Source organism: Candidatus Bandiella numerosa, from assembly GCF_029981845.1.
GTDB lineage: Bacteria > Pseudomonadota > Alphaproteobacteria > Rickettsiales > Midichloriaceae > Aquirickettsia > Aquirickettsia numerosa.
In genome coordinates this window covers 1,304,276-1,319,467 of sequence record NZ_CP104164.1, presented here as the reverse complement: position 1 = coordinate 1,319,467, position 15,192 = coordinate 1,304,276, and the positions used below count along the sequence as shown (strand labels likewise).

Here is a 15,192-nt window from a genome sequence, read left to right as displayed (position 1 = left end):
ATCTATAAAGCCTTAAAAAACATATATTTTTTATGAGGGTGCATTTTGGTATTTTCTAATGAAAACACTAGCCCCTCAATTTTTGGTATTTTTCTTGAATAGCTGATATTTTCAAAAGAATGAGTATCTATAATTTTTGAAATTATACCTATATGGCCACCCAAGGAATACTTGTAATTCAGTTTTGTGAGATCGTTTTGAATATCATATTCTCTATAAGCAAAGATATCACCAACTTTAACATCATTAAAATTGTGGATAGGGGTGATGTAATTTGATAAGATAGCATGAAACTCTGATTTTTCTTGGCTATTATAGCTGTCATGAAATTTTTCAATATCTAGGGTAGAAAATTCAGCTAATTTAGTTGAGGAAAGATCTTTTTCTGCACCAATCCATTTTAATATTGATGTGAGGCAATCTTCGGCTCTAAATTTTTTTGATGCAAATCTTTCATCTTCGTTGGAGCCTCCAAAGGCATAGCCATTAGTAAAATACAATAATTCACCTTGTGTTGGGCTAAATTTATCTTGATAAAAATACTTCCAGTTTTTTAATTTAAAATCTATTTTATCAAGATTGAGGTTCTTTGGCAGGAGTGTTGTTTGAATATTTGGGCTGGAAGAGATGTTCAATATATTATTCTCAAGAAGAAAATGCTTTAATTGGTTTGTTAAAATTAAATGCAAAATGGTAAAGTAAAAAATCTTTATATAGTTTAAATACGAATCAAATCCCTTAAATAATAATCTATTTACAGAGTTTTTTTCATTTTCTAAATCATTAATTAATTCATCTGAAAATAAATAGTGAGTATAATTTTTGCAAAACTCTAATGTTCCGGATAATAATTCAAAATTTTTATTGTATTTCAGAGGGTAAGTTAAGGGCGCTAATTCATTGGAGAAGCTGAAAATATAGTCGTTTAATTGTAAGCTATTGCATATATCAATATTTAAATCCTGTAGTGTGGCGCTAAAAATATCGTAGTGATTTATATTAGAATTTTTAAGTAAAGTTCTAGTGAAAATAATTATTTGTTTAACTTCATTAATTGACAGCAATTTTCTATTTATTAGCTCTTCCCTTGCAATATTCAATATGCTTTTATTGGGTGTATCCATTAACTTTTTTAAAAAATAATAAATAAATACATATTAAAGATAGTATAGATAGTAAAGAGGAAACAACAAAAAAATTATTCCACCCGATATATTCAGCCAAAAACCCTGAAGAAGAAGAGATAATTGTTCTTCCTATAGCGGTTATTGAAGTTAAAATTGCATAATAAGTTGCGGCGTATTTATTTTTACTTAGATTGCTTATATATGCAACTATTGCAATGTTACTGATTGAACTTGTTAAATTTTCAAAACCATTTACAACAGCTAGTAGATATAAATTTTTAGGTAAGATATTGATTAACACGAAGGGTAAATTTGAAAGCATTGCTAAAACTTCGGCAAAAAATAAATTAATACCAGGTTTTATTTTTAACGCCAGCCAGCCACCGATTGCCACTCCTGCCAAGGTTCCAATTTGACCTAAGGATTTTACTGCATTGGCTATGTCTATTTTGCTATAACCTGTATCTAATAAAAATGGGGTTGTCATCGCTCCAAGATATGCATCACTCAGCTTGTATAAAGCTACTAAAATTACGATTAAGTAGCAGTTTTCAGTTTTAAAAAACATTTGAAATGGTAAAATAAATGACTGTTGTAACGAGATATTTTTCCTTTCTAAATTTTCATCAGGTATTTTTGAAGCCATTATTGTAACTAATGCAGTTGGCACAATGACTAAGCCCATAATTAGAAGAGAAATTTTCCAACTAAATAACTCTGCTAAGTAAAATCCACCAACACCGGAGATAATCATGCCTAATCTATAACCATAAGTTGTTGATGACGCTCCCAATCCTTGTTCATTTAAATTCAATACTCTTATTCGATATGCGTCTATACATATGTCTTGGGTTGCTGAGAAAAATGCAAGTAAAAAAGATATCGCAACAAACATTAGCATATTTGTTTGTGGGTTTATTCTACCTAAAATAATTATAAAAAGAATTAAGAATACTTGTGATACTAATATCCATGATTTTCTGTGCCCCAAATACTTATCTAGTATTGGTATGTTACAATAATCGATAAGAGGCGACCAAAGAAATTTAAAAGAATATGGTATTGTAACCAATCCAAGTACTCCTATTGTTTTTAAATCTATGTTATAGTCATGGAGTAGAGCTTTTAATATTGAAGCTGTTATTACAATAGGTAATCCACTGCTGATACCTAAAATAAAAATAACTAGTATATTTTTAATTAAATTAATTTTTTTTAGCATAAATTTTTTATACACAAGAATGCAAAATGTATCATAAAAATACAATTAATACAAAATATTCAAATTATTCATTGAGAAAGCCTGGAATTGAAGTGGATACAATCGTCATTCACTATACACAGTTGGGTTTTAAAGAGTCCCATAAGGTTCTGACTCAATCTGGTAAGGTTAGTAGTCATTTTTTAATTAATGAAAAAGGTGATGTGCATCAATTAGTTCCTTTGGACTATAAAGCATGGCATGCTGGCATTAGTTGTTGGAGAGGTAAGACTGACATTAACCAAAATTCCATAGGGATTGAAATTGTCAATTGGGGTATGGAGCTAAAATTTTTAAAAGATAACGTACGAGTGGTGAAGGTGCAAAAATTCCGTAACGCTCAATATTTTGCTTTAGCAAAACTCATAGATAAAATAAGAAAAATTTATCCTAAAATTACTGATAAAAATATCATTGGTCACAGTGACATTACAGCCAAAACATTAAGGAAAATTGATCCAGGTGTTGCGTTTGATTGGAGATTTTTAAATATACTTGGTCATGGTATATATCATGAAATAGAAGTGGAGAGAGATAATAATGAAGTGATATATAAATTAGGAGATAAAGGTGAAAATATCAAAATTTTACAAACAAGATTACGAAAACTTGGTTATGAGGTGGAGACTAATGAAATTTTTGATAGATATCTCGCAAATACAATATTTGCGTTTAAATTGCATTACCTTCAACACAGCATAAAACAAAATAGCCTGATTGGATATGGAAAATGTTACAAGTACCTTAACGATCTAATTATTAAACTAAGCAAATAAATTAGAAAAATTATCCTTTCACTACTTCATTAGACGAAGTTTGTAGCCCCTTTTCTTTTTTGATTAGAGCTTTTTTAAGTCTTTTTTTTATCTTTATAGCTTCTGAAGCAAGCTTAGAATTTGGAGTTTTAAGGAGAAACTTATCAAGTCCATGGTTATGTTCAATGGTTCTGATGCTACTTGGTGTAGCTCTAAATTTAACAAAACAACCAAGAATTTCGCTTATAAGCGAATAATTTTGCATATTTGGGAAAAATTTTCTTCTTGTTTTTCTATTTGAGTGAGAAACATTATTACCCACAGCAACGCATTTATTTACATCAATTTGGCATTTCCTTGTCATCTTAATTCTACTAAAATTAAATTGTACGCAACTAATAGCAAATTATACACCAAGTTACAAGCATAATTAACTGATTTTAGATTAAATTTTGTTAATGGTAATTAAATATCTGGACTTATGAGTAAAGATTCTTATAATACACAGCGAATAATTTAAAAGTTAAAATGATCAATATATCTAAATATTTGCCAATCAGAAAGCAAGAGTTATCTAAATTCATTGTTGTTTCCTTAATGATGGTAATGATTTTGTTCATTTACAGCGTACAGAGAACTGTTAAAGATACAATAGTAGTAAGTGAAATGGGTGCTGAATTACTAAGTGCACTAAAACTTTTTGCAACACTGCCAGCTGCAATTTTGATAATGTTAATTTATACAAAATTATCCAATGAACTAAATAAAACCACTATTTTTCATATACTTAATATATTCTTCATCTCTTACTTTATTGTTTTTACCTTTGTTATATATCCAAATATTTCAGATTTTCATTTTGATTTTAGTGAAATAAAAAGTAATTATCCATATTTTAGGTACATAATAACTATAGCAGAAAATTGGGCATACTCTCTATATTATGTATTAGCTGAATTATGGGGTACTGTGATGCTTTCTTTGATGTTTTGGCAAACTGCAAACCAGGTATTTAAAATAGATGAGGCTAAAAGGTTGTATCCTTTATTTGGCTTAGTTGCTCAACTTGGCCTGATTATATCAGGAGAGCTTTTAAGATTATTATCAAATAAAACTATTTTTAAAGGTGGTTGGGCTGAATCATTAAGATATATAAATTTAACAACTTTATTTGCAGGGATTGCACTCTCAATATTATTTTGGATATTATCGAATAAACTTGTATCAAGTGAAATTATTAATGCTGAAACGAAAAAGAGTAAGAAAAAGATCGGGTTTTTTGAAGGACTACGACATGTATTTACCTCAAAATATATTGGATTGATTGCTTTATTAGTTATCTGTTATGGTGTTTCAATAAACATAGTTGAAGGGGTTTGGAAAGCACAAGCTGGAGTAGTTTATACAAATAAACAGGATTATGCTAGATTTATGGCAAATTTACAAACATACACTGGTCTTGCTAGTATGGTTGCCATGATATGTGGCTCTTATATATTAAGCATTATTTCTTGGAGGTCAGCAGCTATATTAACTCCTATCGCTATCTTAATCACTGGTGGAATATTTTTTATTTTTTCAATATATCAAGTTGAGATTGTTGATTTATTACCGTTTTTAACTTTAGCCCCAATTGTTATTGCTGTGTTCATTGGATTGTTACAAAATATTCTAGGAAAAGCAACGAAGTATTCATTTTTTGATGCTACGAAGGAAATGGCATACATTCCTCTTGATGAGGCATTGAAATCAAAAGGAAAAGCTGCGGCTGAAGTTATTGGTGGTAGGTTAGGTAAATCAGGAGGAGCATTGGTACAGCAATTTTTATTAATGGTTGTTCCAGGTTCTTCGTTGGTGTCACTTTCACCCACTTTATTCGTAGTATTTTTAATTGTTATGGTTGTTTGGTTAATTGCTGTAAACGTGTTAGCTAAAGAATTTACAAAAGTTTCTAAAATTGAAAATTAGGATAGACATATAATTATATTATACACCTAGATATTTTTTAATATAGAGGGATATAGACAAGATAACTAAGTATGTAGATTATACTTACATTGTGTTATTTTATAATCCACAATAAACAGAAGGCAATATTTGAACTCGATAAATTAATTCATAACATCTATTGCTACAATATAGGATTGATTCAGAGTTGCAAAGAAATGTACATAGATCACAAAACAAAATAGAAGAATATCATAAATTACGAGCTGCTATAGCCAAAGTTGGTAGAAGAAAGCAATTATGTGGGAAAACAGACCCTAATATTGAAGTTGCTAATCAATGTTAAATACTAGTTGCAAATGCGTCAATTTTGTATAATTTATTTATATTATCTGGATTAAGTATCAATGAAATGCAGAAAAACATTGAATACAAACAGTATGATTAACTAAATAAGAATCTAGATATAGATAAAATATTGGAATGAATTATCATGTCAGCTAATAATAGCAAACCTACAAGATATCAAAAAGAGGCGATTGGTTTACTATCAATAGGTACTTTTCTAGAGTACTTTGACTTTATGCTATATGTTCACATGGCGGTTCTGCTTAATGATTTGTTTTTTCCAAAAACTGATCCTTTAACTGCAAAGCTGTTAGGTGCTTTTGCATTATCGGTAACTTTTTTTTTTAGACCAGTTGGGGCAATAGTAATTGGAAAAATTGGAGATTTTATAGGAAGAAAGAATACTATAATCATTACAACATTTATAATGGGCTTATCTTGTTTTATTATGGCAAATATGAGTACTTATGCAGAGATTGGTATAACTGCTAGTATTGGAGTTATCATGTGTAGGATTTTACAAAGTTTTTCATCCCTGGGTGAGATTGTAGGTGCTCAACTCTATGTTTCAGAAATCTTAAAAAGGCCAAATAAGTTTATGGCTAGTGGTATAATAGAGGTTAGTGCAAATATTGGTGGTTTAGTAGCTTTGCTCATAGCTTTATTCTCAACATACTTTGCTTTAAATTGGAGATTGGCTTTTTGGTTTGGGCTTGTTGTTTCTGTTGTTGGACTTGTTGCAAGAACGAGACTCAGAGAAACCCCAGAATTTGCTGATTATAAAACTAGAATGAAGATTAAAAATCAAATCAGTGACTGTAAATATGAAGATAATAATCTCCTACAAAAAGAAAAGATAGATAAAAAATTAGCGTTAGCCTATTTTGTATTTTCTTCTATGATTCCACTTTGCTTTTACATTACGTACATATATATGGGCGATGTAATGAAAAAATATTTGGAAATGAGCTTTGACACAATAGTTATGCAAAATTTAAAAGTCACTATTTTATCAATATTAGGAACTATAGTTTCAATATTGTTGATGAAAAAAACTCATCCAATTAAGATATTACGTTCTTCATTGTTGATTTTTCTTATTTTCCTTCCATTCATTCCTTATACATTAAATAATTTATTGAATATTTATACATTAACTTTAATACAAGTTGTTATGTTCCTTCCAGCTATAGCAGTTTTTGGAATGGAAATTTGTTGTTTTGTGTATATACCAATTAACAAGCGTTTTTCATATTTTGCTTTGTTGTTTGGGTTATCTGGAGCATTATCTTTTACCTTGTTTAGTTTTTTCTTAGTATATATAGAAAATTATGTTGGTTTTTATTCTATTTGGATAATATATGCTGTGATGATTTATGGAGCATTTTTAAGTATAAAATATCTTAAAAAGCTAGAAATTAAAACAGGTAGATATCACAATTACCCAAATGAGGACTTACCACATGAAGATACAGAAATAAAAGAGGAAGATTATGAGTATGATTTAGGTGATGATCATAACCCTTTTAAAAGTGGTTCAAAATATCAATCAGAGTTATTAGATAAATTAAAAATAATTGGTGAACAAGAAGGTAGGCAATTAAATATAATATAGGAAAAAAATGGCAAATACTAAATTAACGAAAAAACAAAAAGAGGCTGTTGGGTTACTTTTAATAGGGACTTTTTTAGAATATTTTGACCTGATGTTGTATATTCATCTGTCGGTATTGCTTAACGAATTGTTTTTTCCAAAAACTGATCCATTAACTACCAAACTACTTATTGCAACAACATTTTGTTTAACTTATTGTCTCAGACCAATAGGTGGATTCATAATAGGTAGAATTGGTGATACTATGGGTAGAAAATTTACTATTATAATTAGCACTTTTATAATGGCATGTTCATGCATATTAATTGCAATTACTCCTACATATGAAGAAATTGGGATAACGGCTACCATAATCATGATTGTATGTAGAATGCTCCAAGGCGTATCTTCCATGGGAGAGATTGTAGGAGTGCAATTATATATAGCGGAGATGTTAAAGCAACCTTATAAATCTTTCATTTCTGGCATGATTGGAGTTTCAGAGATTATGGGAGGGTTTTTTGCTTTAGTAATTGCATCAGTAGTGCTTTCCATGGAGGGAAATTGGAGATGGATTTTTGTTATTGGAGCTGGTATTGCAGTTTTTGGAGTTTTATCAAGAACTAAGTTAAAAGAAACACGAGAGTTTATGAATCATAAATTACGAACTAACAATTATGATTTGCAAACTAACAATAAAAAATTAAATAACGAAAAAGATAGCAAATTAACTATCTTGGCTTATTTTTTTACTGAATTTCATTATCCAGTATGTTTTTATACCTCATATGTACTATTGGGTGATTTTTATTCAAGAAAAGTTTTTCAATTAACTTCTGAAGGAGTTATATCTCAAAATCTTAAAGTGAGCATTTTTTTAGCAATATTGATGTTATTCCTCTCTTTTCTTGCTAAAAAAATACATCCTATTAAAACGGCGCTAGTCAGTATTTTAATTTTTGTAATATTATTACCATTCATTCCTTATTGGATTCATAATACTACAAGCTTATTTACTTTGCTCTGTTTGCAATGCTTAGTTATGTCTTTTGGTCTTTCTACATGGGGAATTCTAGATTCCATACAATACAGGTATATTTCCATTGCTAATCGGTTTACTACAATATCTGTGATAGTGGGGATAGCACATCCAATATCGTATATAATGGTGTCTTTTGGGTCTATACCATTAATTGACTATTTTGGCTATTACGGATTGTGGTTCTTACTTAGCCCAGTTGTTATTGGTTATTTTTGGGGAGTTTACTATTTTAAAAACCTAGAAATAAAGCGAGGGGCTTATTATAATTATCCAAATGAAGACCTACCGCATGATGATACAGCAATAAAAGAGGAAGATTATGAGTATGATTTAGGTGATGACTATAACCCTTTTAAAGGTGATTGTCAATATAAATTAGAATTATTAGATAAATTAAAAATTATTAGTAAACAAGAAGATAAAAAATTAAATATGAAGCTAATAGAGAAAGCTGTTATATTTGCAAAAAAGTGGCATGGTACAAAAATGAGAAAAACAGGAGATCATCCTTCTTATTTTCACCCATTGGCAGTAGCAGGCATGGTAGCAGAATATTACTGCAAAACAGATGTAATTGTTGCAGCCATATTGCATGATGTAGTTGAGGATAGTGGTTGTGATATTGAATTAATAAAAAATGAATTTAACACTCGTATTGCGCAAATTGTTGATAGACTAACAAAAAAAAGAATAGAAGATGGTAAAAAAGTCATTCTATCTTTTGAACAAACAATAAAAAAATTACAAGCGCTAAATGATTATGAAGCCTTGTTCATAAAAAAAATGGATAGAAAGCATAATTTGGAAACTATAGAAGGTCTATCGCCAGAAAAGCAAAAAAAGATGGCCGAAGAAACTAATAATATTTTTATAAGATTAATTAGTATTATTGGAGATAAGTTAGGCATACATGATAAATTGCGACTTGAAAATAACATATTCCAACTATGCTACCGTATTTTAAAAAGAAAATAAGAACGGAGTTGTGATCATCTGCATGCACCTTAAAATACTTATTGTAAAGAAAAATCAAAATTTTCGAGGGTAATACCCATGCCATGTGATTATTTATAGTGAATTTTTAACAATATTAAGGATTTTTTCTTCTACATTTATATTTTTACCGCTGGCTTGGGCAAAATCAGAATTTCCACCTCCATTTCCATCAATAATATCAAAACATTTTTGAAGCAATTCTTTGGCATTATATTGAGGTAATATATCTTTTGAGACGCCGATTAGAAGAGAAGTTTTATTGTTAGATTTATCCGTATTAATTAATACTATAACAGATTTGGCATTGTTTTTAAGGCTATCATAAATACTTTTGAGGTCTACTTTCTGCTCATTCAATTTTAATAACAAAATTTTGTTATCATTTACACTAATTTCTTCTAGTCTGAGAAGTAGTAATTCATTTTTGCATTGCTCATTAATCTTTGTTAAACTCTTGATTTGATTTTGCAAATTAGATACATCGTTAACTATATTTTCTTCTTTACATCTTAGCAATTGTACAATTTCTTCAGTTTTATCAGCTTTGTTTCTAAAATAATCTAGCGCTTTAATGCCGGTTAACGCTTCAATTCTTCTAACACCTGCAGCAATTGACTCTTCAGATGATATTGCAAATAACCCTATCTCTCCAGTATAATTTGCATGAGTACCGCCACATAACTCAATTGAATCCCCCATTGAAATAACCCTAACCTCATCGTCATATTTTTCACCAAAAAGTGCCATTGCGCCACATTTCTTTGCATTATCAATATTCATTAAGTTGGTTGAGATCCTTTTATTTGCAATGATCATGGTGTTCACCAATTTTTCTACTTCTATTAGCTCCGCTTTGGTCAAACCTTTGTTATGTGTAAAATCAAATCTTAATTTTTCATCATTTACTAAGGAACCCTTTTGAACTACATGTTTTCCCAAATTATTCCTTAGAGCAAAATGTAAAAGGTGAGTGGCTGAATGATTAGCTTTAATCTTGTTTCTTAATTCATAATTTACTAATAATTTTACTTCATCTCCCACATTTAATTTTTCCGATAAATGAACGAAATGTCCATGTATTTTTCCTACAAATAGTTTTGTATCATAAATTTTACTATTGTTGATTAAACCCTTATCTCCAATCTGCCCACCACATTCTGCATAAAACGGTGTTTGATCAGTGATAATTACAGCTTTCTCTCCATCATTTGCAAATCCTACTGATTTATCATTTACTATGATTGCTTGAATTTTTCCTACAAAATTAGCATTCTCCTTTCTTATAAATTCGGTACTTCCAAATTTATCATATATATCATACCAAATAGGCGAAATTCCTATTTCTCCACTGCCACTCCAATTAGCTTTAGCTCTAATCTTTTGTTCTTGCATGGCAGTTTCAAAACCTTGATGGTCAAGTTGTAAATTTCTTTCTTTCAAAATATCAACCGTTAAATCAAGTGGAAAACCATAAGTATCGTATAATTTAAATGCTTTTATTCCACTCAAAATACCATCTTTAGGCAGATAATCTATCTCCTCATTTAAATACTTTAAGCCATTTTTTAAGGTATTTTTAAAGCGTTCCTCTTCCATATTCAAAGTTGAGATTATCAAATCTCTTGCTTCTAATAATTCAGGGTAGGAGCTTTTCATTTCACTAATAAAAATGGGAGCTATTTTTGACAATAAATTATTGTCATACTCTATGTTGTGAACATGCCTCATTGCTCTTCTCATTATTCTTCTTAAAACATATCCTCTGCCTTCATTTGATGGTAAAACTCCATCCGCAATTAAAAAACATGAAGAACGAATATGGTCAGCTATTACTTTATTAGAAACAATTTTTTGGTTATTACCAGTAAGTTCAATTATTGCATTTATTAATTTCTTAAATAAATCTGTGTCATAATTGTCATTCACTCCTTGCATAACAGCGCTAATTCTTTCTAGACCCATGCCTGTGTCTATTGAAGGTTTTGGAAGATTGATTTGATCACCAGATTTTAATTTTTCATATTGCATAAAAACTAAATTCCATATCTCAACGTACCTGTCACCATTTTCATCTTTTGTTCCTGGAAGTCCTCCAAAATATTTTTCTCCGTGATCATAAAAAATTTCTGAACATGGTCCACATGGACCTACGTCTCCCATTGACCAAAAATTATCATTTGTTTTAATTTTAATTATTTTGTCATCACTGAAGTTACTAATTTTTTTCCATAAGTTCAGTGCTTCAATATCTTCATGATATACTGTGATATATAGTTTTTTCTTATCTATTTGTAACTCTTTAGTTAAATATTCCCACGCATAAAATATTGCTTTTTCTTTAAAATAATCTCCGAATGAAAAATTACCCAGCATTTCAAAAAATGTATGGTGTCTAGCGGTAAATCCAACATTTTCAAGATCGTTGTGCTTTCCGCCTGCACGAATACATTTTTGAGAAGTGGCAACCCTTGGATATTCTATTTTTTCTTTACCTGTAAATTGATTTTTAAATTGAACCATACCTGAATTAGTAAATAAAAGGGTAGGGTCATTGTGTGGAATCAGAGTAGAGGAAGCTAAAATTTTATGATTATTTTTTTGAAAATAATTTAAAAAAGATTCTCTAATATCATTAAGTAACATTTGCAAACGGCGATAATTTCAGTTAGCCAGAATATAATATAATCTGTGTTTTAGGTAAACAGAAAAGCCAATAATTAATATAACTGTGAATTAAGATCCTGTCTACAATCTATGGAAAAAAAATAAAAAAGCCCAGTAACACTGTAGTAGCTGAACTTTTTCATTAGAATATAAAATTGTTTAAAAGAAATAGTTCCATAAAAAAAAATTCATTGTCTACAGCCATAGATTTAATGAGCTCTTAAAATTATACAATTAGCTTGTGTACTTTTGTAAATTTTTCTTTATTATCAAACTTGTATTAAAATTCAACTTATATATGTTTAAATTTATGTGTCTGTATTATGCAAGATAACTTATTTGAAAAGAAAGATGATGAGAATCTAGAATACAAGGTATTGGCGAGAAAATATAGGCCGAAAGTATTTGGTGATATAATTTCTCAATCACACGTTACTAGAATAATCAAAAATTCTATCGATAATAATAAAATTCATCATGCCTATATATTGACAGGAATAAGGGGTGTTGGCAAAACAACGTTCGCAAGAATATTATCAAAAGCATTAAATTGCACCAAAAATGAAGATAACAAACCTACTTTTGAACCATGCTTAACTTGTAAAAATTGTGTGTCAATTGAGGAAAGTAGACATCAGGATGTTTTAGAGATAGATGCAGCAAGCAACACAGGAGTTGCAGATATTAGAGAAATTATAGAAAATGCTAAATATAAACCCATTACAGCCAGATATAAGGTATATATCATCGATGAGGTTCATATGTTGTCTAATAGTGCTTTTAATGCTTTATTAAAAACTTTGGAAGAACCGCCAGAGCACGTAAAATTTGTTTTGGCAACAACAGAAATAAAAAAAATACCGTTAACAGTTATATCAAGATGTCAAAGATTTGATTTACATAGATTAACCATTGAAGAATTGGCCAATTATTTACAAAGTATTGCTAAAAAAGAAGGTTTTGAGATTAATGAAAGGGCCTCAATGTTGATTTCAAAAGCTGCTGGGGGTTCGGCTAGAGATGGTTTATCTCTTTTGGATCAAGCTATACTTACGTGTAAGGAGAGCATTATAGATTTGGAGTCAATAACTCAAATGCTAGGCATTATTAGTCTAGAGTATGTTTACGATTTATTTGATCTAGTATTAACAGGAAAGTTAAATGATGCTTTAAGTATTGCAAGAGGTTTATATACCAAAGGAGCTGAGCCATTTATGATTTTACAAGAGTTAATTGAAATTTCATACAAGATTAGTCTTTGTAAAATAGGTGATGCTAAAAATCTGATTATGTCTGATTTTGAATTGCAAAAATGCAATTTTATAGCAGAAAAAACATCAATAATAATTTTAACAAGATTTTGGCAAATATTGAATAAAGCTTTTGTTGATATGAGGATTTCATATAATGAAATGCTTTCACTTGAAATGACCATCATTAAGATGATTTACGTAAATCTTACTATTACTCCTGAGGAGATTTTGAAATCATTAGGTGATGATAGTGATGGGAGCTCAAAAATTACTCAACCTAATGTCTCACAGGACGTAAAAAAAAACTTTTTAATTTAAGTAGTATTGAGGAGTTATTTCTTTTTTTAGAAGAGAAGATGGAAATGATGTTGCTTCATATTATTAAAAATGACTTATCAATTATTGAGTTTAAGGAAGGTTATATAAAAATTCAAGAAGTCAAAAATAACAACATTAGCAAACAAGATATAAAAGCAAAGTTAATTTCTGTAACGGGTTTTAATTGGGTGATTGAAAGTGATAATTTAAAAAAAGGGATAAATTACGGTGAGCAGGAAAATATGAGTTTTGAAAAAAGAAAGCAAGAAGTTATAAATCATGAATTAGTTCAAAAAACACTTAAAAGCTTTTCAGAAATAGAAATTGATGCTATTAAATTATCCAATATTGATAACAAATAAGTAAGTATTTATGAATATTCAACAAATGATGAAGCAAGCTCAATCAATGCAGAAAAAAATGCAGGAATTGCAAAAAATTATGGATGCAAAAGAAATTACAGGTACTGCGGGTGGCGGAGCTGTTACCATTATAACTACAGGAAAGGGAGAGGTAAAAAAGGTTAAAATTGATAAAAGTATTGTAAATCCTGATGATACAGAAATAATAGAGGATTTAATTGTTGCTGCATTCAACAATGCAAAACAAAATTCAGAGCAATATAGCAATGAAGAGATGAGTAAATTGGGTATCTCTCCTGATATACTAAAAGGAATGATGTAATAATAAAAAATGCTTGTTATGTATTGTGCCTAAAACAACTACTAAAATCGAATTTGCCTTAAGAACATGAATTTGTATTAAATAAGAATTGAGATAGCGTTTTAAAATTATCATGTGCATTGTGTTAAATTAATGCTAGAATTTCGCTATAATTTATAGGCTACTATTTTACATGAAGGCGGATTTATTTCAAAAAGAATGTATTTTTTTTTATAGCGTTAATGAAAAGGGAAAATACCCGAAATCGAATTTGCCTGAAATAGCATTTTTAGGAAGGTCAAATGTTGGTAAATCTAGCTTGATTAATTCCTTAGTAAATAGAAAAAATTTAGTAAGAACATCAAATTCTCCTGGTAGTACAATAAAAATAAATTATTTTAAGCTTGGAGACAAATTGATGTTGGTTGATTTGCCTGGGCACGGATATGCAAAAAGAGCTAAGCATGTAGTAGAAAATCTAAGTGATTTAATTGAAGATTACTTATTAAGGAAAGAAAATTTAAAAAAATTAGTATTTATAATTGATTCTAGGCGCGGTATAGATCAAGAGGATGAAATGTTGTTGAATTTTTTTAAAAGTATAGGTACGAGTATGTTACTAGTATTTAATAAAATTGATAAACTCAAAAAGTTAGAACTTCAAGATTTAAATGATTCGGTTGATAGAATGATTAATAATTTTGATTTTATAGAGGGAGCGATGTTTACCAGTTGTCTTAAAGGATTTGGTATAAAGAAATTGAAAGAAAAAATAATTCAAAATATCTAGTGCTTATGAACAATATTGAAAAAGCTTGTATAGAAAAAAATTTAAAATTAACAAGTCAAAGGAAGATAATTGCAGAGGTTTTGTCTAATTCTACAGATCATCCAGATGTAGAAGAGTTATATTTTAGGGCTAATAAGATAGATTCAAAAATTAGTTTAGCAACTATTTACAGGACTCTTAATCTCTTTGAGCAATATGGTCTTATTAAAAAACTTGAAATTGGAGAAGGTAAGGCAAGATATGAAGAATTTAAAAAAGCTAATGAACATTTTCATCTGGTAGATATTGAAACTGGAAACATTGTAGAATTCAAAAATAAAGATTTAGAAAAGCTTAAAGAAAAAATTGCGAGAGAATTGGGTTATAAATTAATTAACTCAAAACTTGAGCTATATGGAGTTTCTATCAAAAAATAAATATTAATTGAATTTAGG

General features: G+C 29.2%; 14 protein-coding genes. 10 read left to right on the top strand and 4 right to left on the bottom strand.

Going from position 1 to position 15,192, the window contains the following annotated elements; all coding sequences use genetic code 11:
- Window positions 1–2 precede the first annotated feature (2 nt).
- Together N3Z17_RS06295 and N3Z17_RS06290 are read right to left on the bottom strand one after the other, a co-directional pair.
- Complete coding sequence (locus tag N3Z17_RS06295) at window positions 3–1,124, bottom strand: hypothetical protein (RefSeq protein WP_282471865.1); 1,122 nt, start codon at window positions 1,122–1,124, stop codon at window positions 3–5.
- Window positions 1,108–2,349 (bottom strand): AmpG family muropeptide MFS transporter, encoded by a 1,242-nt coding sequence (locus N3Z17_RS06290; protein ID WP_282471864.1) that lies wholly within the window; start codon window positions 2,347–2,349, stop codon window positions 1,108–1,110. Before N3Z17_RS06290 ends, N3Z17_RS06295 begins: the two co-directional genes overlap by 17 nt.
- A gap of 26 nt (window positions 2,350–2,375) precedes the next feature.
- On the opposite strand from N3Z17_RS06290, the gene N3Z17_RS06285 reads away from it, so the two are divergent.
- Window positions 2,376–3,164, top strand: a complete 789-nt coding sequence (locus N3Z17_RS06285) for a peptidoglycan recognition protein family protein (RefSeq protein WP_282471863.1) — start codon at window positions 2,376–2,378, stop codon at window positions 3,162–3,164.
- A 10-nt stretch (window positions 3,165–3,174) separates the two neighbouring features.
- On the opposite strand, the gene rpmB is transcribed toward N3Z17_RS06285, so the two are convergent.
- Entirely contained in the window at window positions 3,175–3,507 is a 333-nt protein-coding gene (gene rpmB, locus N3Z17_RS06280) for a 50S ribosomal protein L28 (protein ID WP_282471862.1), read from the bottom strand.
- Window positions 3,508–3,671: 164 nt separating this feature from the next.
- Between rpmB and N3Z17_RS06275 the strand changes: the two genes are divergently transcribed.
- The 4 genes from N3Z17_RS06275 to N3Z17_RS06260 all read left to right on the top strand — a co-directional run bounded on the left by N3Z17_RS06275 (window position 3,672) and on the right by N3Z17_RS06260 (window position 9,049).
- Window positions 3,672–5,111: an Npt1/Npt2 family nucleotide transporter gene (locus N3Z17_RS06275; RefSeq protein WP_282471861.1), complete on the top strand. Its 1,440-nt coding sequence runs from the start codon at window positions 3,672–3,674 to the stop codon at window positions 5,109–5,111.
- A gap of 160 nt (window positions 5,112–5,271) precedes the next feature.
- Window positions 5,272–5,436, top strand: a complete 165-nt coding sequence (locus N3Z17_RS06270; RefSeq protein WP_282471860.1) for a Tn3 family transposase — start codon at window positions 5,272–5,274, stop codon at window positions 5,434–5,436.
- A gap of 147 nt (window positions 5,437–5,583) precedes the next feature.
- On the top strand, window positions 5,584–7,053 hold the full coding sequence (locus N3Z17_RS06265) for an MFS transporter (protein ID WP_282471859.1): 1,470 nt from the start codon (window positions 5,584–5,586) through the stop codon (window positions 7,051–7,053).
- A gap of 7 nt (window positions 7,054–7,060) precedes the next feature.
- A complete protein-coding gene (locus N3Z17_RS06260) occupies window positions 7,061–9,049 on the top strand; it encodes an MFS transporter (protein WP_282471858.1) in 1,989 nt (662 codons plus the stop codon).
- 93 nt (window positions 9,050–9,142) lie between these two features.
- On the opposite strand, the gene alaS is transcribed toward N3Z17_RS06260, so the two are convergent.
- Window positions 9,143–11,713, bottom strand: a complete 2,571-nt coding sequence (gene alaS, locus N3Z17_RS06255; protein ID WP_282471857.1) for an alanine--tRNA ligase — start codon at window positions 11,711–11,713, stop codon at window positions 9,143–9,145.
- 344 nt (window positions 11,714–12,057) lie between these two features.
- Between alaS and dnaX the strand changes: the two genes are divergently transcribed.
- The 5 genes from dnaX (at window position 12,058) to N3Z17_RS06230 (ending at window position 15,174) form a co-directional block, all read left to right on the top strand.
- A complete protein-coding gene (dnaX, locus tag N3Z17_RS06250) occupies window positions 12,058–13,305 on the top strand; it encodes a DNA polymerase III subunit gamma/tau (protein ID WP_282471856.1) in 1,248 nt (415 codons plus the stop codon).
- 5 nt (window positions 13,306–13,310) lie between these two features.
- A complete protein-coding gene (locus N3Z17_RS06245) occupies window positions 13,311–13,667 on the top strand; it encodes a hypothetical protein (protein ID WP_282472641.1) in 357 nt (118 codons plus the stop codon).
- Between the two features lie 10 nt (window positions 13,668–13,677).
- Window positions 13,678–13,989 carry a YbaB/EbfC family nucleoid-associated protein gene (locus N3Z17_RS06240; protein WP_282471855.1) on the top strand — a complete coding sequence of 104 codons (312 nt, stop codon included), beginning with the start codon at window positions 13,678–13,680 and terminating at the stop codon, window positions 13,987–13,989.
- 172 nt (window positions 13,990–14,161) lie between these two features.
- A complete protein-coding gene (gene yihA, locus N3Z17_RS06235) occupies window positions 14,162–14,758 on the top strand; it encodes a ribosome biogenesis GTP-binding protein YihA/YsxC (protein ID WP_282471854.1) in 597 nt (198 codons plus the stop codon).
- A gap of 5 nt (window positions 14,759–14,763) precedes the next feature.
- The gene (locus N3Z17_RS06230; RefSeq protein WP_282471853.1) at window positions 14,764–15,174 is read left to right on the top strand and encodes a Fur family transcriptional regulator; all 411 of its coding nucleotides are present in this window, start codon (window positions 14,764–14,766) and stop codon (window positions 15,172–15,174) included.
- Window positions 15,175–15,192 lie beyond the last annotated feature (18 nt).